The sequence below is a fragment of the Sphingobacterium sp. T2 genome, from assembly GCF_000814685.1.
GTDB classification, from domain to species: Bacteria; Bacteroidota; Bacteroidia; order Sphingobacteriales; family Sphingobacteriaceae; genus Sphingobacterium; species Sphingobacterium thermophilum.
This window is the reverse complement of sequence record NZ_JXAC01000081.1, coordinates 19,520-41,853: the sequence shown is the minus strand read 5'-3', so window position 1 is coordinate 41,853 and position 22,334 is coordinate 19,520. Positions and strand designations below refer to the sequence as shown.

Here is a 22,334-nt window from a genome sequence, read left to right as displayed (position 1 = left end):
TTTTAAGAAAACTTCTCATGCTGGAGTAAGGCTTTTTTTATACATTAGACTGACGGATTATTCTCTTGCTCTTCGTATTTTTAGGATATATAGAATTTGTTATGCATAAAATGAAGATTGAGATATGGAGTGACGTGATGTGTCCCTTCTGTTATATCGGTAAAAGAAGATTTGAAAAATCTTTGGAGCATTCTCCTTACAAGGATATGGTGGAAATAGAATGGAAGAGCTTTCAGCTGAATCCTTACCTACAAACGGATCCTTCTTTGAATATTGACGAATATCTGGCTCAACATAAAGGTATAGACTTAGCGCAAGCTAAAGCGCTAAATGCACAGGTCACACAGATGGCTGCACAGGAAGGTCTTGTCTATAATTTCGATAAGTCGATAGTTGCAAATTCTTTCCGGGCTCATGTGCTGACCCACTATGCAAAAGCTTTCGGTAAGCAGAATGATGTCGAAGAGTTTCTGTTTCGAAGTTATTTTACCGAAGGGAAAAATATAGACGATTTGGAAGTTTTAAAAGACATTGCGGATAAGGTAGGATTGTCGGCAGACGATTTTGAGAAGACGCTGCAAGAGGGACGTCTGGATGATGAGGTGAAGATGGATATCCACGAGGCGCGGCAACTTGGAATTCAAGGAGTTCCTTTTTTTGTGTACAACCGTAGGTTTGGAGTTTCCGGTGCCCAGCCCATAGAGGTTTTCGAGAAAACATTGGAAAAAGCTGTAACAGAGTGGAAGGCAAACAATAGTACTTTTGAAATAGAACAGTCAGAAGAAGCTCCTTCTTGTGGGCCTGAAGGTTGCGACTAAGTTCGGTTGTGTAGAAATGGAAAAACCTTCTCCACAAGAGAAGGTTTTTCTTTGGATATTGAAATCTAATTCAATTACACTTTAATTTCAACTTCAACACCTGAAGGTAATTCAAGTTTCATCAACGCGTCAACAGTTTTAGCATTTGATGAGTAGATATCCAATAATCTTTTGTAAGAACATAATTGGAATTGCTCACGTGCTTTTTTGTTAACGTGTGGTGAACGCAATACAGTGTAGATTTTCTTTTCAGTAGGAAGAGGAATAGGACCTGATACTACTGCACCTGTAGGTTTTACTGTTTTTACGATTTTCTCAGCTGATTTGTCAACTAAATTGTAATCGTAAGATTTCAATTTGATTCTAATTCTTTGGCTCATTTTACTTTATTGTTTTAAATGACCTCCTATTAGAGCTATTTGCAATAGGAGGTCGGTTATCCTTTAAATATCTAGATTATTAGTCTTCGATATCTTTTATTTTACCTTTAGACTTAGCTACCACTTCGTCTTGGATGTTAAGAGGAGCTTCAGCATAGTGATCAAACTCCATTGTAGAAGTTGCACGACCTGAAGTGATAGTACGTAATTGAGTTACGTAACCAAACATTTCTGATAGTGGTACGTGAGCTTTGATCACTTGAGAACCGTTACGAGAGTCAAGGCCTTGCATTTGACCACGACGACGGTTCAAGTCACCCATAACATCACCCATGTTTTCTTCTGGAGTCAACACTTCCACTTTCATGATAGGCTCCATCAACACTGGGCTACATTTTGGTAAGGCGTTACGGTAAGCTAATTTTGCTGCCAATTCGAATGATAATGAGTCAGAGTCCACAGGGTGGAATGAACCATCGATCAAACGAACTTTCATGCCTGACAATGGGTATCCTGCTAATACACCGTTTGCCATAGCAGCTTCGAAACCTTTTTGTACAGAAGGGATGTATTCTTTAGGAATAGCACCACCCACGATTTCGTTAACGAATTGAAGAGGGCTCTTTGTAACATCCCAATCTTCGTCCACTGGTGAGATAACCACTTTGATATCCGCGAACTTACCACGACCACCAGTTTGTTTTTTGTACACTTCACGGTGTTCGGTAGAGCCTGTGATAGACTCTTTGTAAGCTACTTGAGGAGCTCCTTGGTTAACCTCTACTTTGAATTCACGTTTCAGACGGTCGATCAAGATTTCAAGGTGAAGCTCTCCCATACCTTTGATCACTGTTTGACCAGTCTCTTCGTCAGAGAATACTTGGAATGTAGGGTCTTCTTCTGCTAATTTACCTAATGCGATACTCAATTTATCTACGTCAGCTTGAGTTTTAGGCTCGATTGCCAAACCGATAACCGGCTCAGGGAATACCATAGACTCAAGAACGATAGGGTTTTTCTCATCACAAAGAGTATCACCAGTTTTGATATCTTTGAAACCTACTACCGCACCGATGTCACCAGCACCGATTCTTTCGATAGGGTTTTGTTTGTTGGCGTGCATTTGGAAGATACGTGAGATACGTTCTTTGTTGCCCGAACGAGTGTTCAATACGTAAGAACCTGATTCAAGCACACCAGAATACACACGGATGAAACATAAACGACCTACGAATGGGTCAGTAGCGATTTTGAATGCTAAGGCGGCGAAAGGCTCAGACTCAGAAGGTTTACGGTTGATTTCTTGTTCTGTTCTAGGGTCCGTACCTTTTACTGCATCTTGGTCTGCTGGAGAAGGTAATAATTCCATTACCAAGTCAAGCATAGTTTGTACCCCTTTGTTTTTGAACGAAGAACCACAAACCATTGGTACGATAGCGTTGTCTAATACCGCTTTACGTAATGCGTCTAAGATTTCACGTTCTGTCAAAGAATCAGGATCTTCGAAGAATTTTTCCATCAAAGACTCATCGTAAGAAGCTACAGCTTCCAATAATTTTTCGCGGTAGATAGCAACTTCTTCTTTCATGTCATCAGGAATAGGCACTTCTGTATAAGTCATACCTTTGTCGTGCTCATTCCAAACCATACCACGGTTGTTGATCAAGTCAACTACACCTTTGAAGTCATCTTCAGCTCCGATAGGCAACTGTAAAGCTACAGCCTCAGAGCCTAACATGTCTTTTACTTGCTTAACAACTTTCAAGAAGTCCGCACCAGAACGGTCCATTTTGTTTACGAAACCGATACGAGGTACTTTGTAGTTGTCTGCAAGACGCCAGTTTGTTTCTGATTGAGGTTCTACACCGTCTACAGCAGAGAACAAGAATACCAATCCATCCAATACACGTAAAGAGCGGTTTACCTCTACGGTAAAGTCCACGTGTCCTGGTGTATCGATGATGTTCACTTGGTATTTTTTACCGCGGTAGTTCCAGAATACTGTTACAGCCGCAGAAGTAATAGTGATACCACGCTCTTGCTCTTGTGCCATCCAGTCTGTTGTAGCAGAACCTTCGTGGGTTTCACCCAACTTGTGGTTTACACCGGCGTAGTAAAGAATACGTTCTGTAGTTGTCGTTTTACCAGCATCGATGTGGGCAGCGATACCAATATTTCTAACTAATTTTAAATCTTTTCCCATATGATTAAAGTTTCCCTTAGGGGGCTTTTATTTTAAACTGTTTTTGGAAATAAGTACACCGACCTTGATAATAAATTTGCTTTATTATCCAGGGTCGGTGTGCCTATATTTGAATGTCTGTTTTCACTATTAGAATCTGAAGTGTGAGAACGCTTTGTTAGCTTCCGCCATTTTGTGCGTATCTTCTTTCTTCTTAACAGCTGCACCTTCACCTTTAGAAGCTGAAATGATTTCGCCCGCTAATTTCTCGTACATGTTTTTCTCACCACGTTTACGAGCGTAAGTTATTAACCATTTCATTCCCAAGGAAATTTTACGTTCAGGACGTACTTCCATAGGAACTTGGAAGTTAGCACCACCTACACGGCGAGATTTAACTTCTACTGAAGGCATAACGTTGTTTAGAGCTTTTTTCCAAACCTCTAAACCGTTTTCTTGAGTTTTTTGTTCTACTAAATCTATAGCGTTGTAAAAAATAGAGTATGCGATGGATTTTTTACCGTCATACATCATATTGTTTACAAATCTCGTTACCTGAACGTCGTTAAACTTTGGATCAGGCAAAATGATTCTCTTTTTTGGTTTTGCTTTTCTCATTTTCTTTTCCTCCGTTTAATTATTTTTTACCTTTTGCTGGAGCCGCCTGTCCTGGTTTAGGACGTTTAGTTCCATATTTCGAACGACGTTGGTTACGACCTGCTACACCTGAAGTATCTAGTGCACCACGGATGATGTGGTAACGCACACCTGGTAAGTCTTTCACACGACCACCACGGATCAATACAATCGAGTGTTCTTGTAAGTTGTGACCTTCACCTGGAATGTACGCGTTCACCTCTTTACCGTTTGTTAAACGTACACGAGCTACTTTACGCATTGCTGAGTTTGGTTTCTTAGGGGTAGTAGTGTATACACGTGTACACACACCTCTTCGCTGTGGACATGAGTCCAACGCTGGTGACTTACTCTTATCAACCAGAGCTACTCTACCTTTTCTAACTAATTGTTGAATAGTAGGCATTTACCTTTCGTTTTAAATTTTTGTTTAAAATCCTTTTTTAAGTCCGCAAAGATATATAGAAAAAATGTAAATGTAAAGTGTTGTGTAGAAAAAAGTTTTAGACATAAACCGCACTTTTCAAGCATTAGCTGCTGTAGGGATTGTCTGTTCTTTTTTCTCGTTAAAATGATGTGCAAAGTTAAGGTGTACTTGTCTTTTTTGGAAAATAGTGTTGAAAAATTCTGTATGAAAGATAAGATATGGACGTTAATGGTTACTTTTGAAGTATGAGTCTACACAGAATACTTGTAAGTCTAATACTTTGTCTGGGCTGTACCTTCGCTGTGGCACAGTCCCTACGCAAAGAAAGTAAAAATCGTAAACTGAAAATTCTTTTGATTTCAGATCTGAACGATAGTTATGGTTCGGTCACCTACAGTAAGGAGGTCCATGATGTGGTGGCGCGTATTAAGGATATTAAGCCGGATCTTATTTTATGTGGGGGAGATATGGTCGCAGGGCAGAAAGCTTTGTTGACGGCTTCGCGTCTGGATTCAATGTGGCTGGCTTTCGGTCAGTATGTGTTGGAACCTATTGCTCAGTTGCGCATACCCTTTGGTTTTACTGTGGGCAATCACGATGCTTCTCCTAGCTATAAGCTTGATAGGGCGGCAGCTTCCTCGTTTTGGATTAAGAATAAGCAAAAGACAAATCTTGTTTTTGTGGATGACACTTACTATCCATACTATTACTCCTATATGAAAGATAATGTTGTTTTTCATAAGCTGGGATGCCTCTTCGGCAGTGATTCCTGAGTCCGTGAAGCAGTGGATGGCAGTGCAGTTGGAACAGCCTATAGCTAAGCAAGCCCGTGCGCGCGTCGTGCTTGGCCATCTTCCGCTCTATGCTATCGTTGCTTCAAAAAATAAGAAAGGGGAGGTACTTAACGAGGCGGATGCTACGCTTGAATTTCTCCGTAAACACGGTGTGGATATGTATATTTCCGGACATCAGCATGCCTACTATCCGGCGACAAAGGAAGAGCTGGTGCTGCTGCATGCCGGATGTCTTGGTGGAGGGCCTAGACCATTGCTGGGGCATACGGCTCCGGCGACGAAAGCATACGCACTCATCACCCTCCCTAAAAGAAAAGGAATAGAGGCGGTAGAAATAACGGGGTATGAACCGGCTTTCCATTCGCATATAAGCTTGGAAACTTTACCGGATTCCGTTTCTGGATTTAACGGAACAGTTTTTAAATGGAGAAAATAGGTGTATGACCTAAATAAAGAAATCCTAAGCCTCGGCTTAGGATTTCTTTATTAGCTGATAAGCGTAAAATCTATCTGTCTTTTTTCTAAGTCTTACTTTTTTCACTTTGATACGTACTTCGTCTCCCAGCTGATATACTTTTTTCTTTACGCTGTCCTATGATAGCGTAATTTTTCTCGTCGAGGATGTAGAAATCATCTGTAATATCCCTCAATCTAACCATACCTTCACATTTATTTTCTTCGATCTCCACGTACATTCCCCATTCTGTGACACCAGAAACAATACCGATGTATTCAACGCCAATCTGATTTTGTAAGAATTCGGCTTGTTTGTATTTGATGGACGCTCTTTCGGCTTCGGCTGCTTTCTTTTCCATTTGTGACGAATGTTCGGCCATCTTTTCGTATTGTTCTATATTAATGTTTTTGCCTCCTTCTAAGTAGAACTGAAGAAGTCTATGTACCATTACGTCTGGATAACGACGTATAGGTGATGTGAAATGGGTGTAGTAGTCGAAAGCTAGTCCGTAGTGCGAATGACGCTTGGTTGTATATATAGCTTTAGCCATGGACCGAATCGCCAAGGAGGTCAAAAGGTTTTGTTCTTTTGTGCCCTCAATACGTGTCATCAGTGCATTTAGGGATTTTGCTGCTTCCTTTTCAGTGCGTAGATTGAGCTTATGGCCGAAACGGGCAGCAAAGGTGGAGAAGCTGGTCAGTGTTTCGGTATTAGGTACATCGTGAAAGCGATACACAAAGCCGGGCTTGTTCTTTCCTTTTCCGCGTTTGCCGATAAATTCTGCCACCTTGCGGTTGGCTAGCAACATGAAGTCTTCTATCAGTTTGTGTGCATCCTTTCGGATCTTGGTGTAGACACCTAAAGGTTTTCCGTTTTCATCCAAGTGAAATTTCACCTCTTCACTTTCGAAGCTTATTGCGCCATTTTTAAATTTGCGTTCACGCAAGATGTGAGCCAGTTCATTTAATTTGAGTATAGCTTCGGCGTGATCCCCTTCTTTTGTTTCGATGATTTCTTGAGCTTCCTCATAAGTGAAGCGGCGGTCCGAATGGATGATGGTGCGGCCGAACCATTCATTCAACACGTTGGCCTTATCGTCCATCTCGAATACGGCAGAAAAGGTAAGCCTATCCACATTGGGTTTTAATGAACATAAATCGTTGGACAAGCGCTCTGGCAACATCGGGATAACACGGTCAACCAAATAGACGGAGGTTCCTCTGCTGAAAGCTTCCTTATCTAAGATAGAGTCCGGCGTGACGTAATAGGTCACGTCCGCGATGTGTACTCCGATTTCGTAATTGCCATTGTCCAGCACACGGAAGGAGATGGCGTCGTCAAAATCTTTGGCGTCGAAAGGGTCTATTGTAAAGGTGAGGACGTCTCTGAAGTCACGACGTTTTGCTATCTCTTCTGTCGGAATTTCGTCCGGTATAGCTTGGACTGCCTTTTCTACCTCATCCGGAAATTTTAGTGGAAAACCGAAATCCGTAAGGATGGCATTCATTTCGGTGTCGTTCTCTCCTTTTTTTCCTAGTACAGCCTTTACCGTACCTATCGGGTTCTTGGCATTTTTTGGCCATTCGATGATGGAGACAACTACCTTCTCTCCATCCTTGGCGCCGTTGAGGTTGGCCAAAGGCACGAAGATATCATTAAGCATTTTCCTGTCATCCGGAAGGAAAAAGGCGTAGTTCTTCGAGATCTCTATCGTTCCGGTGAAATCGGTTTTTGCACGCTGCAAAATTTCCACCACTTCACCTTCTCTTTTCTTTCCTTTTTTACGTTCGTAAACGTGCACTTTAACATAGTCTCCATGGAGAGCTTGTCGCAGCTTTCTTGGAGCTACGAAGATGTCGTTTTCAAGCTCGTCGTCTGGCACGATGTAGGCTGATCCGTCAGCTGTCATATCGACAGTTCCTGTTATGTAAACGTTAAGCTGTCGTAATTTAAATTTCCCTCTTTCGGGTTGTTGGAAGAAGCCTTCTTTGGAGGCGTCATTGAGGATGTCTGCAATAGCGGCTTTTGACTCTGCATCCGTGATGTTAAGCTTTGCCGCTACCTGTTTGTAGTTCATTAGCTGATTACCGTTTTTCTCAAAGACGTCAATAATCAGTTTTGTTAAGACTTCTTTATATGGGTTTTCTTTTTTGTTCTTCATTGAAGTTTTCTGTTGTTCATTTCTTCTATCTTAAACCAAGAGTAGGAGAGGGGCTACTTTCATTTGGGCAGATAGGTATTCTATTCTAGTTGGTTCTAAAGATACAAAATTGATACCAGATATTCATATTAAGCCTTTGTTAAGCTTTTGGATGAAGGTAAAGTTTTGTTTATGAATTTAGTGTTTATTTTAGTTTTAATAATGTATTGATAAATAGTTATTTATTTAGTTTTTATGCTAAAATATTATTTTGTAATAGCTTGATTGTCAGTGTTTTAGTTTGTTGTTTGTTTTTTGTCAAGTTGTTTTGGATAATTATATGTGTCAATTTAATGTTTTATTTTAGCTGATTTAAATAATTATAAAATAAAGATTTATAATTCTATTTAGCTAAAATAAAGGCGTGATTTTTAGGCATGAAATTCATATTAAAGACCTTTTTTGCACGATATTGAAGAATGTGCAAGATTTTCAGTCTTCAGGTTGTAAGAAAAGTGGAAAGCTATTTATTTTCGGTGATTTCTTCCTGGCAGTTGCTGCAGATACCTACTGCATTAATGCCTATAGAATGAAGGGAAAAATTTTGTGGAACGTTAATCTTTGGAATGGAAATTTCGTCAAGGCAGTACACACTGTTGCATACTGAACAAATGAAATGAACATGCTGATCGTGGTGGTGATGTTCGGTACATTTGGATGAGCATATGGCATAGGTGGCAGTGCCGTGCAGGTCAAAAATTTTGTGGAGTATTCCCTTGTCTTCGAAAGATGCCAGGATGCGGTATAAGGTCACGCGGTCTATTTCGGAGCCGAACACCTTCTCCAATTCGGGTTGTTTGATGGCTGTCTTTTTGTCAGATATTACTTCCAGAACACGAAGGCGCGGTTTGGTAACTTTTAGTCCGTTCGACTTCAAAAGTTGGGTAAAATCAGCTTGAGTAGCTGTCCTATTTACTTCGTGTGCTGCAGTTTTCATGATGTAAAAATACTAAATTTTAAGGGTAAAAGAAAACCCTCCAATGGAGTGTTGGAGGGTTTCACAATATGCGTGTAATTTCGTTTTATTTGCCTGCTGCTTTGGCGTGGTCTGCTAAGAACTGAGCCAAGCCGCTATCAGTTAAAGGATGTTTTAGAAGAGCGGTGATAGCCGACAAAGGACCTGTCATCACATCGGCGCCGATCTTCGCACAGCTTAAGATATGTGCGCTGTGACGGATGGAAGCGGCAAGGATTTGTGTTTGGAATCCGTAGTTGTCATAGATAAGACGGATCTCTTCGATAAGGCCTAAGCCATCTACAGAGATGTCGTCCAAACGGCCAACGAAAGGTGAAACGTAGGTAGCTCCCGCCTTGGCTGCTAATAAGGCCTGACCTGCAGAGAATACCAACGTACAGTTAGTTTTGATACCTTTTTGGCTAAAGTATTTGATAGCTTTAACACCATCTTTAATCATAGGTACCTTAACCACAATCTTAGGGTCTAAAGATGCTAATTTTTCACCTTCTTTAATCATGTTTTCGTAATCGGTAGAGATTACCTCAGCACTTACGTCGCCATCTACGATGTCGCAAATAGCTTTGTAGTGATTTAGAATATTTTCTTCTCCTGTTATGCCTTCTTTTGCCATTAAGCTAGGGTTGGTTGTTACCCCGTCCAATACGCCTAAGTCTTGTGCCTCTTTGATTTGATCTAGGTTGGCTGTGTCGATAAAAAACTTCATGCTCTAATCTGTTGAAATGTAATAAATTTAAAACTATCTATAAATTTAGCTGTTACAAATGTAGTTAATTATTCAATATTTAGAGATATATTGCTTGCATGGAAATTTTCAGGTCGTTGCATTATCCTAATTTTAGGCTGCATACGATAGGACAGTCATTATCCCTTCTAGGTACATGGATGCAGCGCATAGCCATAAGCTGGCTGGTATATGAACTTACGAACTCTGTATTTTGGTTAGGCTTTGTCTCTTTCATTTCTCTTCTGCCTTCGTTGGTGCTGTCGCCTTTTATAGGATCTTTTGTAGACAGGCGCTCTAAATACAGGCTGGTGGTATGGACGCAGGTGCTTCTGATGTTACAGGCGGGGCTGTTGACATTAGTAGTATTTGTCGGTTGGGAGTCAGTAACGTGGTTGTGCGTGCTAGGCTTTACACAAGGGGTGATTAATGCTTTCGATGTGTTGGGCAGACAGGCTCTCTTGTCTTCCTTGGTTGATAATAGAAAGGATTTGCCCAATGCCATTGCGTTGAATTCCTCCGTCTTTAATGCGGCACGTATGGTAGGGCCCGCCATAGGAGGTTTTCTTTTGAGTGCCTATGGTGAACTGATGTGTTTCTTTGTTAATTTCCTGAGTTTTATTCCGGTTTTGACAACTTTGTCGTTGATGAAAGTGAAGGAGAAGCCAATAATCTTATCCAAGGGCAGCTCTCATATGCAAGGGTTGAAGGATGGTTTTGATTATCTGAAGCGATCTCCTCATCTTGCTTCTTTGATTATTATCATGACATTTTCGAGTCCTATTTGTTCATTCCTTATACTTCTCTATTGCCGGCTGTTGCACGTGATCTATTCCATGGAGATGAAGCAACCTTTTCGTGGTTTGAGTCGGCGGCTGGATTAGGGGCTATGATTGGAGCTATACGGATGGCGAGTCTCAAGTCTGGAGAGAATCTTCGCTATCGAGTAATGTTTTCGGCATTGATCATGGGCGTGTCGCTGTTGTTACTTGCTTATTCACATTTCTTACCTTCTGCCATTTTATCTACTGTAGCGGTATCCTTCGCCATGATGATGCAAAACTCCAGTATCAATACCTATATACAGACCCATTCCTTACCGGCTTTTAGGGCGCGTATAATGTCTTATTATGTGATGGCTTTTCAAGGAATCTTCCCAATAGGAAGTTTGTTAACGGGTGCTATGGCTGAAGCTGTAGGGCTTAAAAATGCGCTTTATATCATGGGAAGTATAGGCGTTTTGATATCCGTTTGTTTCTATATTTATCTACGTCTGCATATTCAACGTAAATTATTTAAGATTGAATATCCTCAATGGAGAAAGTGATACTAATAAGCTTAGAAATTTTCTAAGGTCTTATTAGTATAGGTAGAATTAATTTTCGTCTATCCATCTGCCGTCCGCTTTGATGATGTTGATGAGTTCATCTAAGGCGTCGGCAGAATTTACATTACGTTTAACCACTTGCTGACCTCTGTATAAGGTAACTTTACCTGGTCCGGCACCTACATAGCCGTAGTCTGCATCGGCCATCTCGCCGGGGCCGTTCACTATACATCCCATGATGCCAATCTTAAGCCCTTTGAGGTGACTGGTTCGCGAACGAATCATCTGGGTAGTTTCTTGTAGGTCGAACAGGGTACGTCCGCAGCTCGGACAGGAAATATATTCTGTCTTGGAAATGCGGGAGCGGGTAGCCTGCAAAATACCGAATGAAATAGAGGCAAGCTTGTCCGTCGGCGTAGCAGGAGAGTCTATCCATATGCCGGAGCCTAAACCATCTATAAGCAAGGCGCCAAAGTCAGTGGCGGCGTATAGCTGTATCTTTGAGATTGGTTCTTCAGGATTCATCGCATCACCTACGGGTCCTGAAAATTCTTCTCTGGCATAAGAACGTTTGATGATAACAGGAATATCTAATCCTATTTCCTGCAGATTGGCAAAAAACTGGCGCTGATCAGCCATGCCATGAACATGGTCGGTTTCCGCGACAAATACCAGTGTATGGTCAATGCTAAGGTTGCTGAACTCTTCGCTGTTTAGCTCATCGTTGCGAAGACGTACTATATTTAATGCCGGATCTTTAATCTCTGCAGTATTGTATTCAGCCAAAGAGTAGATAGGGTGTATATTCGTTTTGTTGGAGAGTTGGAGCCAAGTTTTGTAGTTATAAAGTTGTTTAAGGTTACCCGGCATGGTGAATGAAGGCAATTCATCGGCAAGATATACGAAATCCACCGATTGGTCTCCCATGTGGTATTTGTCATTCAGCGCATCATATTTGTATCCTACATCCGAAAGGATAAAAGGATCTTTTAGGTTGCGGGATGAAATATCTATGATTACACGTGGAACCATGGATCCGCCGATGAAGGCGTTGACTTCTCTTGTATGGTAAGGGGTCGTTTTCTGCTCGGCGCTGAAAGCTAGGATTTCTCTGTTCTCCTGGGCCGCCTGTGTCTTACGTGTACTGTAGCGATTTACCAAGGCTATGGCTACCGGTGCTTCCTTTTCCGGTTCTTCGGTCAGCGAGACACGTATTGTGTCTCCAATACCATCTTCCAACAGCGTTCCAATACCTACGGCAGATTTTATGCGTCCATCTTCACCGTCTCCTGCTTCTGTCACCCCGAGGTGTAATGGGTAGTTCATGTTTTCTGCCACCATTCTTTCTACCAGGAGGCGGTAAGCCTGAACCATTACCTGCGGATTGGATGATTTCATCGACACGCAGAGGTTATGAAATTTTAGGTCCTCACATATGCGTATAAATTCCATGGCGGATTCTACCATGCCTTCCGGTGTGTCTCCATATCTACTCATGATGCGGTCAGATAAGGAACCGTGGTTGGTACCTATACGCATTGCTGTTCCGTACTCTTTACAGATAGCCACCAAAGGGGCAAACTTTTTATAGATACGATCTAGTTCAGCCTGATATGCTTCGTCTGTATAATCTATTTGATCGAAACGTTTTTTGTCAGCATAATTGCCGGGATTGATACGTACCTTTTCTACGATACGAGCGGCCACTTCCGCGGCATTAGGGGTAAAGTGTATATCTGCTACCAGCGGTACGTTGCATCCTCTGGCACGTAATTCCTTTTTAATGTTGGCGAGATTTTCAGCTTCTTTGATGCTTGGGGCCGTGATACGCACATATTCACAGCCAGCTTCTACCATGCGTATGGTTTGTTCTACCGTACCTAGCGTGTCCATCGTATCGATAGTTGTCATACTTTGGATACGTATAGGGTTATCTGCGCCCATAGGTACATCGCCAATATAGATTTCCCTTGTTTTGAAACGGGAATATATAAGCTTGGAGTTACAATAGCCTCCAGGCAATGTCAAACGTTGTTGTGCTTCCATTACAAGTACAAAGGTAGGTATTTATAGGTTTATTACTAACCTATTTTAATATCTCTCTATGGTCAGTGAGTTGGCAGCCCCATTGATTTCAATAATATATTTTTGGGAAGCGGAGTTGAAGTTTGCTGTCTGCCACTGGTCATCCACTTTGGTAAATCCATCCAGTTTGTTAGAGGAAAGGATGGTAGCCATCTCGACAGCACAGGCAGCATCTTTCGGAATGGAAATTTTGCAGGCCGAGGCCGCTGTATTGACTTCTATAGTGGTTTCTCGCTTAACGGGATTTCCCAACTTTAATTGAATATCTGCTGCGGCGCCGTTCAACTCCAAATTGGAGAATTGGCAGCTGCTGAAGTCGGCATCGAAGCGAGACGCAGCAATGTTGAAGGATAAGTCCCACACAAAATCTTTATGAAAAGCCAAGGTGACAAAATTATCTTTGGCCTTTTTATTGGTGATGCTACCATCAAGCTCAATACTGTTTCTTTTCTTCTCCAAAGAGAAACCTATGCTTTTGTTGGTAGATTTTGCTTCTAGAAAATGATGGGTAGTGCTATCTATAGTTATGGTAGCTGCACTAATATTAAAGGAAAATTCCGGATTAGATACAGAATCTTTTAACGGTATGATTACACTGTTCGGAGAGTTCCCCTTGGTTTTTACCGAACTTTCAAAGTTAATCTTATCTTTCCAGTTGAACTTTTCTTCCGAAGTGTAACCTATTACTGCCAAAAATGCACATATAGCTACGTTGGCAGCAATGATTATCGCGGTTCCAAAGTTTTTATATTGAAACATTAAGTTTATTCCAACGGAGATAATGATCAAAGGCCAGTATTTGAGTATAGCATAAAAGTTGAAATGCACCACATCAAAATTGTGCAGTAAAGCCACAATTCCGAAAAACACTAACCAAATTCCTGTCGATATTGTCCCTCTCATACCTAAAAATTAATCTAATATCCTGATTCTTTCGCTAATCTACACAAGAAAATATATTATATATAATATTTTTCGGCGAAGTAAGTATTACTTTCGGTAAATGTCATGAATTTGCGAGTTTCGATAAACAATTTATGACATTCAGCGGTTATATAATTCAGTGATAAATATGTATTTTAGCGTAAACCGTAAGTGAATATATGATCTTCTATTATTTTGGTGAATACTTACTTTTACTTAAGAAGGTTTTCAAAAGACCCGAAAAGTGGAGAGTATATTGGAAGCAGATTCTTTATGAGATGAACGATATAGGGGTAGGGTCTTTGGGGTTGATACTTATTATTTCCACCTTTATAGGAGCCGTAATGACCATGCAGATTGCTTATCAGCTGGACTCCGGCTTTATTCCTAATTCGGTGATTAGGGCAAATCAACCGAGATTCCAATATTCTAGAGTTGGGGCCTACAATCTCGGCGTTAGTGCTTATGGGTAAGGTAGGGTCTTCCATAGCCTCTCAAATCGGCTCTATGCGTGTTACCGAGCAGATTGATGCTCTGGAGATTATGGGGATAAATGCTGCCGGCTATCTGATCTTGCCTAAGATTATAGCGGGAGTGGTGATGATTCCTGTCTTAGTCATTGTTGCTATAGGCTGTGCTTGGTAGGAGGTCTTGTCGGAGGTGCTTTGACTGATGCAGTAACTCCTACAGAATATGTTGCCGGAATTCAGACAGCTTTTAAGGGGTATACCGTGGCGGTAGCCCTCGTCAAGGCCGTAGTATATGGCTTTATCATCACATCTGTGCCTGCATATAAAGGTTTCTTTGTGCGTGGTGGGGCGCTAGAGGTGGGAGCCGCGGCAACCAAGTCTGTAGTAATAGGATGTATCACGATTTTGGTCAACAGATTATTTGATTACAGCATTAATGTTATAGTAGCGAAGGCATGATAGAAATTAGGAATATACATAAATCTTTTGGAGACAATGCGGTATTGCAAGGTATTGATGCTGTATTTGAGCCGGGGAAGGTGTCGCTTATCATTGGAGGGTCGGGATCCGGAAAAAGTACTTTGCTGAAATGTATGGTAGGTCTTCATAAACCCGATGAGGGGCAGGTTGTTTTTTGATGGCAAGGAATTTACGTCCATGAATTTTGAGGAGAAGGTACCCATCCGTAAGGAGATAGGCATGCTCTTCCAGAATTCTGCTCTTTTTGACTCCATGACCGTAGAGCAGAATATCATTTTTACACTGGACATGTTTTCGGATATGAGTAAGTCAGAGAAGAGGGACAGGGCTAACTTCTGTTTGGAACGCGTGAACCTGAAGAATACCAATAAGCTTTATCCTTCGGAGTTGTCGGGAGGTATGAAGAAGCGTGTAGGCATTGCCCGTGCTATAAGTATGAACCCAAAATATCTGTTCTGCGATGAGCCTAACTCGGGACTGGATCCTGCAACATCCATCTTAATTGATGAGCTTATACAAGAGCTCACCCAAGAATATCAGTGTACTACGGTGGTGGTAACACACGACATGAACTCGGTAATGGGAATAGGAGAGTATATTCTTTTTCTATATAAGGGTCAAAAATTCTGGGAAGGCTCCAACCAGGATATGCTGCATTCGGATGTAGAGGAGTTGAATGATTTTGTCTTTGCCAGCCCGTTGATGAAGGCTGCAAGGAATGTGATGAAGTAAGAGTCTCAACCTGCTTAGTTCGCTATTTTTCTTTACCTTTGCAAAAATAAAAGAAAAGCACATTGTCAACTCCAACGAATATTCAGCTATTGACACCACAACACTGGAAAGATTATGAATTGATCGACTGTGGTGATTTTGAAAAATTAGAACGTTTCGGAAACCTTATCTTGATTCGTCCGGAGCCTCAGGCGGTATGGCCGAAAGGTTTGGGTGATGCCGAATGGAATAAGCGTTATCATATCAAATTCAAAGGACGTTCAGCAACCAGCGGCGATTGGATCAAGAAAAATCCCAAAACCGTAGATCGCTGGCATATAGAATATAAAAACAAAGATGTACCATAAAGTTCCGTCTAGGATTGACATCCTTCAAACATGTGGCATCTTTCCTGAACAGGCCGTAAACTGGGATTATATCTCAGAATCCATTAAATCCTTCAAAACACCTAAGCCCCGTGTGCTGAACCTCTTCGCTTATACAGGGGGAGCTTCCATGATAGCGCGTGCTGCCGGTGCTGACACCACTCACGTGGATTCTATCAAGCAGGTGGTAACTTGGGCCAACGAAAATCAGGAACTGTCCGGGTTATCGGACATCCGCTGGGTGGTGGAAGATGCTTTGAAGTTTGTGAAACGGGAGGTAAAACGCGGCAATAAATACAACGGTATTATCCTTGATCCTCCGGCCTATGGCCACGGTCCGAAAGGTGAAAAGTGGAAACTGGAAGACCATATCATGGAGATGATGCAGGATGTGGTGCAGCTGCTGGATCCTAAAGAGCATTTCTTGATATTGAACACCTATTCTTTGGGCTTTTCTTCGGTAATCGTAGAAAACCTTATTACTATGGCTTATCCACAGGTAGAAAACCTCGAAATAGGGGAACTTTATCTACAGGCTACTGCCGGCCCTAAGCTGCCATTAGGGGTGTTCGGTAAGTTTAGAAAATTTGCAAAATAAGATATTCTGAATACAAAATACCCCTTAGTATACGCTTAGGGGTATTTTTTTTTATGCTTTGAAGATGATGGTCTTGTTGCCGTTGAGCATGACACGATCTTCCGTAATCAGCTGAATAGCTCTTACGAGCACAGCCTTTTCAATTTCCTGCCCTGCTCTTCTCATCTTCTGTACATCATAACTGTGGTCTATATTTTTGGTGCTCTGCACGATGATAGGACCTTCATCGAGGTCATTCGTAACAAAATGCGCCGTGGCTCCTATGATCTTCACACCTCTGTCGTGAGCCTGTTTGTAGGGGTTGGCGCCAATGAAAGCGGGAAGAAATGAATGGTGTATGTTGATAATCCTATTTTCAAATTCGGAAACAAACTTCGGTGAGAGGATACGCATGAATTTGGCCAATACAATATAGTCGGGAGCGACTTCTCTTAGCTTCAGGCTTATTTCCTGTTCAAATTCCTCTTTGGATTTGTTTTCATGTGAAATATGGAAAAACGGAATATCGAAGCGTTCGGTGAAATCACGGAGGTTGTCATAGTTACCTATGACGGCGCACACTTCTCCATTGAGTGTGTTGAAATAGTGACGTACTAAGATGTCGGCCAAGCAATGATGCTCTTTGGTGACTAGAATCGCCAGTCGCTTTTTGTGGGAAGGGTTAATCTTTATCTCCGCATTGGGAGGCAAGACTGCTTTGAGGTGGCTGTAGAGACCATTGGATTCTTCGACGTTCCCTGTGCATTCTACACGGAGGAAGAATTTACCGTGTTCAATATCCACAAACTCACGCATGGTGACGATGTTGAGCTTGTGCTTAGCTAATACATTAGATACATTTGCCACGAGTCCTACGGCATCTTGGCACTGAATAAGGATGAGTGTCTGTGTCATGTAGTTTAGGTTGTTGTATGTCGAATATAACCAAAAAAGCCTCCAAAAAATGGAGGCTTCGTCACTATTTTGAATTTTATACTGCTGCTTGAATGAGCTCTTCCTCCCGGTCTATTTCCACACGTAGATTTTCGACAATATGTTTCTGTCTGTCTGGTGTGTTTTTCCCCATGTAATATTCCAACACCTGAGGTAATTTGTTCTCTTTGGTGAGGATTACAGGTTCAAGACGCATATCTTCGCCGATAAACTGTCCGAATTCGGAAGGAGATATCTCACCCAATCCTTTGAATCGTGTGATTTCCGGCTTTCCTCCCAACTTTTTGATGGCATTTACGCGTTCTTCATCTGAATAGCAGTAAATGGTTTCTTTCTTGTTGCGAACACGGAATAATGGTGTCTGCAGGATATAAACGTGTCCTGCCTTTACCAGGTCGGGGAAGAATTGAAGGAAGAAAGTCATCATCAGTAGTCGAATGTGCATACCGTCCACATCGGCATCCGTAGCGATGACAATATTGTTATAACGTAGTCCCTCAAGTCCGTCTTCGATATTCAGAGCGTGTTGAAGTAGGTTGAACTCTTCGTTCTCATAAACCACTTTTTTTGTCAAACCAAAACAGTTAAGGGGTTTACCTCTTAAGCTGAATACCGCTTGGGTCATCACATCTCGTGACTTAGTGATGGATCCCGAAGCAGAATCCCCCTCCGTAATGAAAAGGGTGGTTTCCAGTGCTCTTTCGTGCTTATCTCCAAAATGTATTTTGCAGTCGCGTAGCTTTCTGTTGTGCAGTGACGCTTTTTTAGCTCGTTCATTGGCGAGCTTTTTGATGCCGGCGATATCTTTACGTTCTCTTTCGGACTGTAAGATGCGTTTTAATAGAGCTTCGGCTGTAGCCGGTTCTTTGTGGAGGTAGTCGTCCAGCGCTTTCTTCACAAAATCGTTGACGAAGGTACGTACTGTAGGTCCTTCAGGGCCGACGCTCTGCGATCCCAGTTTTGTTTTCGTCTGCGACTCGAATACCGGTTCCTGCACTTTGATTGCTATAGCACCGATGATGGAAGCTCGTATATCGGAGGCGTCAAAATCTTTTTTGTAAAATTCGCGAATCGTCTTCACCACAGCTTCTCGGAAAGCTGCCTGGTGTGTACCACCCTGTGTGGTATGCTGACCATTTACGAATGAATAATACTCCTCCCCGTATTGCTGACCGTGGGTCATGGCAATTTCGATATCGTCTCCTTTCAGATGAATGATTGGGTAACGCATGCTTTCCGGGTCTATATTCCTTTCGAGAAGGTCTTTCAGTCCATGCTGGGATACGAACTTCTTCCCGTTGAAATTGATGGTCAGCCCTGAGTTGAGGAAAACATAATTCCAGATCATGTTTTCTACAAACTCAATACGATATTTATAGTGTTTGAAGATGGTCTCATCAGGACAGAAAGTTACGGCAGTACCGTTACGCTGTGTGGTGTCCTTTTGTTCGTCGGACACCAATACTCCTTTGCTGAAGGAAGCTATGCGGGTCTTGCCGTCACGGTAAGATTGAACGGTAAACTGCGTAGAGAGGGCATTCACCGCTTTAGTACCCACACCGTTAAGTCCCACAGACTTTTGGAAAGCTTTGCTGTCGTATTTACCTCCGGTATTGATTTTGGATACTACGTCCACCACAGATCCCAACGGGATACCACGGCCATAGTCGCGTACCGAAACTTTATTTTCCGTTACGGTTATATCTATCGTCTTTCCGGCTCCCATTACGAACTCATCGATGGAATTGTCGACAATTTCCTTTAATAATACATAGATACCGTCATCATACGCTGAGCCGTCTCCCAGCTTTCCGATATACATTCCCGGACGTAAGCGTATGTGTTCTTTCCAATCTAATGAGCGGATACTATCTTCGTTATATGTCGTCATGGTTTAGCCTAAAATTAATGCGTAACAAAAATATAAAAAACTTGTGATTTCTTTTAGTGTCTTCCATAGGGAAGCCTTTGATAAACTGAAGAAAGAAAAAGAGCCGAAGGACAATAATTGTTTCGGCTCTTCTATGCAGAGAGTTTATTAGCCTTATATAGATCTTCCGAAGTCGTCTTGCACGCGGACGATATCGTTTTCATCGGAAGGATTTTCTTGATCTGTGTGCTGCCAGATTTCTGCTACTACGCCGTAGTTGTCAAGGCCTACAAGACGGTGACGTTCTCCCTGAGCCAGACGGATATAATCTCCTTCTTTCAAAATTCTCAATTCATGTTCTTCGTCGTCCGGACTGGTCACCACGCCTACCTCGCCGCGTACTACACGCCAGATTTCGGCGCGACGGTGGTGATATTGCCATGAAAGGCGCTTGTTAGGGGCTACCACTAAAATTTTCGGGCTTAGCTTTCCGGATATTTTCAAATCTTGTGTGTCCATGCCGTCAAAAAATTCGTTGGCAAATTGTTGAGCCTGATTTTCGGCGATAACAAAAAAGCCGCCCCAAGGACGTGTCTGATCTATTTCTTCTATGATAAAGCCCTTGTCCGTAAGTTTTCCTTGAATTTGGTTGAACAATTCACTCTTATCAAGATATGCCATATTGTAGTCGTTTTAAGTTTTACGTATTTGTACCTATTATATATCTAATATCTATAATATTTTCGAGAATTTAAATATTAATATAAAATAGTTCTTTCATCCATATTGCCGTACCTTTGTATAAATATGGATAATAAGAAATTAGATCATCATCCAATCTTTCAGAAAGCTGTAGCCTTCGTCAATCAGACGAATCAAAATATCTTCTTGACGGGTAAGGCCGGTACAGGGAAGACGACATTCCTTAGATATATTAAAGAAAACTGCTATAAGAAGATGGCTATCACAGCCCCTACAGGAGTGGCAGCCATGAATGCCGGAGGTACGACCTTACATGCTCTTTTTTTGGCTGCCTTTCGGAGTGTTTATAGAGGATTATGAGCTAAAGTGGGATGAGCAAGACAACAATATCTATAACAAAAATCGGCTGTTTTCGACGATAAAGTTGACGCGGCAGCGAAGAGCCATTCTTCAGGAGCTCGATCTTCTGATTATCGATGAGGTTTCTATGGTGCGGGCCGATACGTTGGACGCTATAGATGTGATCTTGAAGTCTGTTCGTCGGGATATGCGTCCTTTCGGTGGGGTGCAGGTCCTTTTAATAGGAGATTTATATCAGCTGCCTCCCGTGGTGAAAGATCAGGAGTGGCAGGTGTTGCGTCATCACTATACCAGTCCTTTTTTCTTTGATGCTAAGGTACTGCGCTCTACACCGCTGGTGAAGATAGAGCTGCAGCATATCTATCGACAGCGCGACGAAAAGTTTATTTCTATCCTCAATAATATCCGCAACAACAGGGTGACGGCAGAAGATTTGGACGAGCTCAATGCACGATATAGGGAAAATTTTATCCCTAAGCCCGAAGAACAGTACATCACTTTGACCTCACACAATAGGCTGGCCGAACAAATTAATCAGGAGGAGCTATTTAAGCTTCCCGGTAAGATGTATAACCTCAAGGCCATAATTAAGGATGATTTTCAACAGGGAGCCTATCCTACAGAAGAGTTGCTAACCCTGAAGGTTGGAGCGCAGGTCATGTTCATAAAAAACGATACTGGCGACGAACGCAAATATTTTAACGGCAAGATAGGTACGGTAAAAGAAATCAATATAGATAAGCATCAGATTACGGTAGGCTTTGCCGATGGGTCGGAAGATGTAGTGGTGCGCCGCGAAACGTGGGAGAATATAAAATATAAGTATAATAAAGAAGAAGATAAGATTGAAGAAGAGGTGTTGGGTACATTTTCACAATACCCATTACGGTTGGCCTGGGCCATCACCATCCATAAAAGTCAGGGGTTGACCTTTGACAAAGCTATTATTGATGCAGGAACTTCTTTTGCTGCCGGACAGGTTTATGTAGCCTTAAGTAGGCTTACGGGATTGGAAGGACTGGTGTTGCGTTCTAAGATTGCGCCGCATGTCATCCGTACGGATTATCAAGTGGTGGACTTTATGAAGCAGTTGATGCGCGAGGAAGAGATGGATGGCGTATTGAAAGAAAGTCAGAGAGCATATCTGGGACAGATATTGTTACAGAGCTTCCGCTGGACAGCTCTTACAGAAGCGGTTGACGAGCTTTTCCAAACCTTACCCGATAGAAATATAGACCATAAAGAGGGAATATTAGCCTTTTTTCAGTGTTTACGGCAGTCTTTAGCAGAGCAGGAACGCGTCGCCCACAAATTTATGCATCAGCTACACGCTCTGCTGGCCGACAAAGAGGCATTAGACTATACGAAAATATGTGAGCGTACTACGGCTGCCGTGCAGTGGTTTCTTCCGAAAATGGAGACTGAACTTTTGGAAGCTACCGAAAAACACATCGATGAGTGGAAAGTGCGTAAGCGTACAAAAAAATATATCCAAGAACTGAAGGCTTTACTGCTGGATTTCAAAAGGAAGTATGAGATTCTTAAACATTGCCTTACCATAGCGGAGGCCCTTACTAAAGATCAAGTCCTTCAGGACTATCCCCTTGATGATCGTGACAGGAACGGTAAAAGAATGAATCCGATGCAGATGAACGACAAGGAAGAGGAAGGAGAGAAGGATACCAAACGTATCACGTTGGACATGTATCAAGATGGCATGGATATCGCTGAAATAGCCAAAAGGAGAGGATTGGTAGAAGGCACGGTCTATGGTCATTTAATCCATTTTGTTGGTACGGATATCGATGCGGAGGAATTGATAGAGCCAGAAAAGCTAAAAAAAATAAGTAGATGTATTAAAACGCAACTCAGGTAAATCCGCTTCGGAGATAAA

At 42.0% G+C, this 22,334-nt stretch carries 20 protein-coding genes and 3 pseudogenes; 11 read left to right on the top strand and 12 right to left on the bottom strand.

Annotated features, from left to right (window positions below; all coding sequences use genetic code 11):
• The first annotated feature begins 110 nt into the window (after positions 1 to 110).
• The gene (locus SD31_RS06205; RefSeq protein ID WP_039053499.1) at positions 111 to 818 is read left to right on the top strand and encodes a DsbA family protein; all 708 of its coding nucleotides are present in this window, start codon (positions 111 to 113) and stop codon (positions 816 to 818) included.
• Between the two features lie 74 nt (positions 819 to 892).
• On the opposite strand, the gene rpsJ is transcribed toward SD31_RS06205, so the two are convergent.
• From rpsJ to rpsL, 4 genes are all read right to left on the bottom strand, one after another.
• The gene (gene rpsJ, locus SD31_RS06200) at positions 893 to 1,198 is read right to left on the bottom strand and encodes a 30S ribosomal protein S10 (protein WP_039053489.1); all 306 of its coding nucleotides are present in this window, start codon (positions 1,196 to 1,198) and stop codon (positions 893 to 895) included.
• Positions 1,199 to 1,277: 79 nt separating this feature from the next.
• Entirely contained in the window at positions 1,278 to 3,401 is a 2,124-nt protein-coding gene (gene fusA, locus SD31_RS06195; RefSeq protein ID WP_039053488.1) for an elongation factor G, read from the bottom strand.
• A gap of 129 nt (positions 3,402 to 3,530) precedes the next feature.
• Complete coding sequence (gene rpsG / locus SD31_RS06190; protein WP_039053487.1) at positions 3,531 to 3,998, bottom strand: 30S ribosomal protein S7; 468 nt, start codon at positions 3,996 to 3,998, stop codon at positions 3,531 to 3,533.
• A gap of 19 nt (positions 3,999 to 4,017) precedes the next feature.
• On the bottom strand, positions 4,018 to 4,422 hold the full coding sequence (gene rpsL / locus SD31_RS06185) for a 30S ribosomal protein S12 (RefSeq protein WP_039053486.1): 405 nt from the start codon (positions 4,420 to 4,422) through the stop codon (positions 4,018 to 4,020).
• A 266-nt stretch (positions 4,423 to 4,688) separates the two neighbouring features.
• On the opposite strand from rpsL, the gene SD31_RS20010 reads away from it, so the two are divergent.
• Together SD31_RS20010 and SD31_RS20005 are read left to right on the top strand one after the other, a co-directional pair.
• Positions 4,689 to 5,216: a metallophosphoesterase gene (locus tag SD31_RS20010; RefSeq protein WP_082021844.1), complete on the top strand. Its 528-nt coding sequence runs from the start codon at positions 4,689 to 4,691 to the stop codon at positions 5,214 to 5,216.
• Positions 5,170 to 5,673, top strand: coding sequence for a metallophosphoesterase family protein (locus tag SD31_RS20005; RefSeq protein ID WP_082021843.1), 504 nt, complete (start codon positions 5,170 to 5,172; stop codon positions 5,671 to 5,673). Before SD31_RS20010 ends, SD31_RS20005 begins: the two co-directional genes overlap by 47 nt.
• 50 nt (positions 5,674 to 5,723) lie before the next feature.
• Here the strand turns inward: SD31_RS20005 and rnr are convergent.
• The 3 genes and pseudogenes from rnr to fsa form a co-directional block, all read right to left on the bottom strand.
• Positions 5,724 to 7,855, bottom strand: a pseudogene (gene rnr / locus SD31_RS06175) (ribonuclease R).
• Between the two features lie 502 nt (positions 7,856 to 8,357).
• Entirely contained in the window at positions 8,358 to 8,831 is a 474-nt protein-coding gene (locus SD31_RS06170) for a Fur family transcriptional regulator (protein ID WP_039053485.1), read from the bottom strand.
• Positions 8,832 to 8,916: 85 nt separating this feature from the next.
• Positions 8,917 to 9,576, bottom strand: coding sequence for a fructose-6-phosphate aldolase (fsa, locus tag SD31_RS06165; RefSeq protein ID WP_039053484.1), 660 nt, complete (start codon positions 9,574 to 9,576; stop codon positions 8,917 to 8,919).
• 98 nt (positions 9,577 to 9,674) lie between these two features.
• Between fsa and SD31_RS20000 the strand changes: the two genes are divergently transcribed.
• Together SD31_RS20000 and SD31_RS19995 are read left to right on the top strand one after the other, a co-directional pair.
• Positions 9,675 to 10,478, top strand: a complete 804-nt coding sequence (locus SD31_RS20000) for an MFS transporter (RefSeq protein ID WP_262506556.1) — start codon at positions 9,675 to 9,677, stop codon at positions 10,476 to 10,478.
• Positions 10,379 to 10,921: an MFS transporter gene (locus tag SD31_RS19995; protein ID WP_262506555.1), complete on the top strand. Its 543-nt coding sequence runs from the start codon at positions 10,379 to 10,381 to the stop codon at positions 10,919 to 10,921. The genes SD31_RS20000 and SD31_RS19995 overlap by 100 nt, the downstream gene beginning before the upstream one ends.
• Before the next feature lie 48 nt (positions 10,922 to 10,969).
• Here SD31_RS19995 and ispG read toward each other — a convergent pair whose 3' ends face one another.
• The gene (gene ispG / locus SD31_RS06155; RefSeq protein ID WP_039053483.1) at positions 10,970 to 12,967 is read right to left on the bottom strand and encodes a (E)-4-hydroxy-3-methylbut-2-enyl-diphosphate synthase; all 1,998 of its coding nucleotides are present in this window, start codon (positions 12,965 to 12,967) and stop codon (positions 10,970 to 10,972) included.
• A 45-nt stretch (positions 12,968 to 13,012) separates the two neighbouring features.
• Entirely contained in the window at positions 13,013 to 13,909 is an 897-nt protein-coding gene (locus tag SD31_RS06150) for a LiaI-LiaF-like domain-containing protein (protein ID WP_039053482.1), read from the bottom strand.
• Positions 13,910 to 14,109: 200 nt separating this feature from the next.
• Between SD31_RS06150 and SD31_RS06145 the strand changes: the two are divergent.
• From SD31_RS06145 to SD31_RS06135, 4 genes and pseudogenes are all read left to right on the top strand, one after another.
• Positions 14,110 to 14,845, top strand: a pseudogene (locus SD31_RS06145) (MlaE family ABC transporter permease).
• 10 nt (positions 14,846 to 14,855) lie between these two features.
• Positions 14,856 to 15,038: an ATP-binding cassette domain-containing protein gene (locus SD31_RS20735; protein WP_316929791.1), complete on the top strand. Its 183-nt coding sequence runs from the start codon at positions 14,856 to 14,858 to the stop codon at positions 15,036 to 15,038.
• A gap of 19 nt (positions 15,039 to 15,057) precedes the next feature.
• Positions 15,058 to 15,612 carry an ABC transporter ATP-binding protein gene (locus SD31_RS06140; protein ID WP_316929790.1) on the top strand — a complete coding sequence of 185 codons (555 nt, stop codon included), beginning with the start codon at positions 15,058 to 15,060 and terminating at the stop codon, positions 15,610 to 15,612.
• Positions 15,613 to 15,674: 62 nt separating this feature from the next.
• Positions 15,675 to 16,575 (top strand): annotated as a pseudogene (locus SD31_RS06135) (class I SAM-dependent methyltransferase).
• 51 nt (positions 16,576 to 16,626) lie between these two features.
• On the opposite strand, the gene purU reads toward SD31_RS06135, so the two are convergent.
• From purU to SD31_RS06120, 3 genes are all read right to left on the bottom strand, one after another.
• Positions 16,627 to 17,469 (bottom strand): formyltetrahydrofolate deformylase, encoded by an 843-nt coding sequence (gene purU, locus SD31_RS06130; protein WP_039053481.1) that lies wholly within the window; start codon positions 17,467 to 17,469, stop codon positions 16,627 to 16,629.
• Between the two features lie 76 nt (positions 17,470 to 17,545).
• Positions 17,546 to 19,399: a DNA topoisomerase IV subunit B gene (locus tag SD31_RS06125; RefSeq protein WP_039053480.1), complete on the bottom strand. Its 1,854-nt coding sequence runs from the start codon at positions 19,397 to 19,399 to the stop codon at positions 17,546 to 17,548.
• Positions 19,400 to 19,552: 153 nt separating this feature from the next.
• Positions 19,553 to 20,059 carry a phosphoheptose isomerase gene (locus tag SD31_RS06120; protein ID WP_039053479.1) on the bottom strand — a complete coding sequence of 169 codons (507 nt, stop codon included), beginning with the start codon at positions 20,057 to 20,059 and terminating at the stop codon, positions 19,553 to 19,555.
• A gap of 126 nt (positions 20,060 to 20,185) precedes the next feature.
• Between SD31_RS06120 and SD31_RS19990 the strand changes: the two genes are divergently transcribed.
• Positions 20,186 to 20,440: an AAA family ATPase gene (locus SD31_RS19990; protein ID WP_262506554.1), complete on the top strand. Its 255-nt coding sequence runs from the start codon at positions 20,186 to 20,188 to the stop codon at positions 20,438 to 20,440.
• Entirely contained in the window at positions 20,394 to 22,316 is a 1,923-nt protein-coding gene (locus tag SD31_RS19985) for a helix-turn-helix domain-containing protein (protein ID WP_262506553.1), read from the top strand. Before SD31_RS19990 ends, SD31_RS19985 begins: the two co-directional genes overlap by 47 nt.
• The last annotated feature ends 18 nt before the right edge of the window (positions 22,317 to 22,334 follow it).

Coding starts and splice junctions, on each gene's coding strand:
- rpsG (WP_039053487.1), bottom strand. CDS start 3,998: ATGAGAAAAGCAAAACCAAAAAAGAGAATCATTTTGCCTGATCCAAAG.
- SD31_RS06170 (WP_039053485.1), bottom strand. CDS start 8,831: ATGAAAACTGCAGCACACGAAGTAAATAGGACAGCTACTCAAGCTGAT.
- rpsL (WP_039053486.1), bottom strand. CDS start 4,422: ATGCCTACTATTCAACAATTAGTTAGAAAAGGTAGAGTAGCTCTGGTT.
- SD31_RS20005 (WP_082021843.1), top strand. CDS start 5,170: ATGTTGTTTTTCATAAGCTGGGATGCCTCTTCGGCAGTGATTCCTGAG.
- SD31_RS20010 (WP_082021844.1), top strand. CDS start 4,689: ATGAGTCTACACAGAATACTTGTAAGTCTAATACTTTGTCTGGGCTGT.
- SD31_RS06120 (WP_039053479.1), bottom strand. CDS start 20,059: ATGGCATATCTTGATAAGAGTGAATTGTTCAACCAAATTCAAGGAAAA.
- SD31_RS20000 (WP_262506556.1), top strand. CDS start 9,675: ATGGAAATTTTCAGGTCGTTGCATTATCCTAATTTTAGGCTGCATACG.
- SD31_RS19985 (WP_262506553.1), top strand. CDS start 20,394: ATGCTCTTTTTTTGGCTGCCTTTCGGAGTGTTTATAGAGGATTATGAG.
- fsa (WP_039053484.1), bottom strand. CDS start 9,576: ATGAAGTTTTTTATCGACACAGCCAACCTAGATCAAATCAAAGAGGCA.
- ispG (WP_039053483.1), bottom strand. CDS start 12,967: ATGGAAGCACAACAACGTTTGACATTGCCTGGAGGCTATTGTAACTCC.
- SD31_RS06150 (WP_039053482.1), bottom strand. CDS start 13,909: ATGAGAGGGACAATATCGACAGGAATTTGGTTAGTGTTTTTCGGAATT.
- SD31_RS19990 (WP_262506554.1), top strand. CDS start 20,186: ATGGATAATAAGAAATTAGATCATCATCCAATCTTTCAGAAAGCTGTA.
- SD31_RS20735 (WP_316929791.1), top strand. CDS start 14,856: ATGATAGAAATTAGGAATATACATAAATCTTTTGGAGACAATGCGGTA.
- purU (WP_039053481.1), bottom strand. CDS start 17,469: ATGACACAGACACTCATCCTTATTCAGTGCCAAGATGCCGTAGGACTC.
- fusA (WP_039053488.1), bottom strand. CDS start 3,401: ATGGGAAAAGATTTAAAATTAGTTAGAAATATTGGTATCGCTGCCCAC.
- SD31_RS06205 (WP_039053499.1), top strand. CDS start 111: ATGAAGATTGAGATATGGAGTGACGTGATGTGTCCCTTCTGTTATATC.
- SD31_RS06140 (WP_316929790.1), top strand. CDS start 15,058: ATGAATTTTGAGGAGAAGGTACCCATCCGTAAGGAGATAGGCATGCTC.
- rpsJ (WP_039053489.1), bottom strand. CDS start 1,198: ATGAGCCAAAGAATTAGAATCAAATTGAAATCTTACGATTACAATTTA.
- SD31_RS06125 (WP_039053480.1), bottom strand. CDS start 19,399: ATGACGACATATAACGAAGATAGTATCCGCTCATTAGATTGGAAAGAA.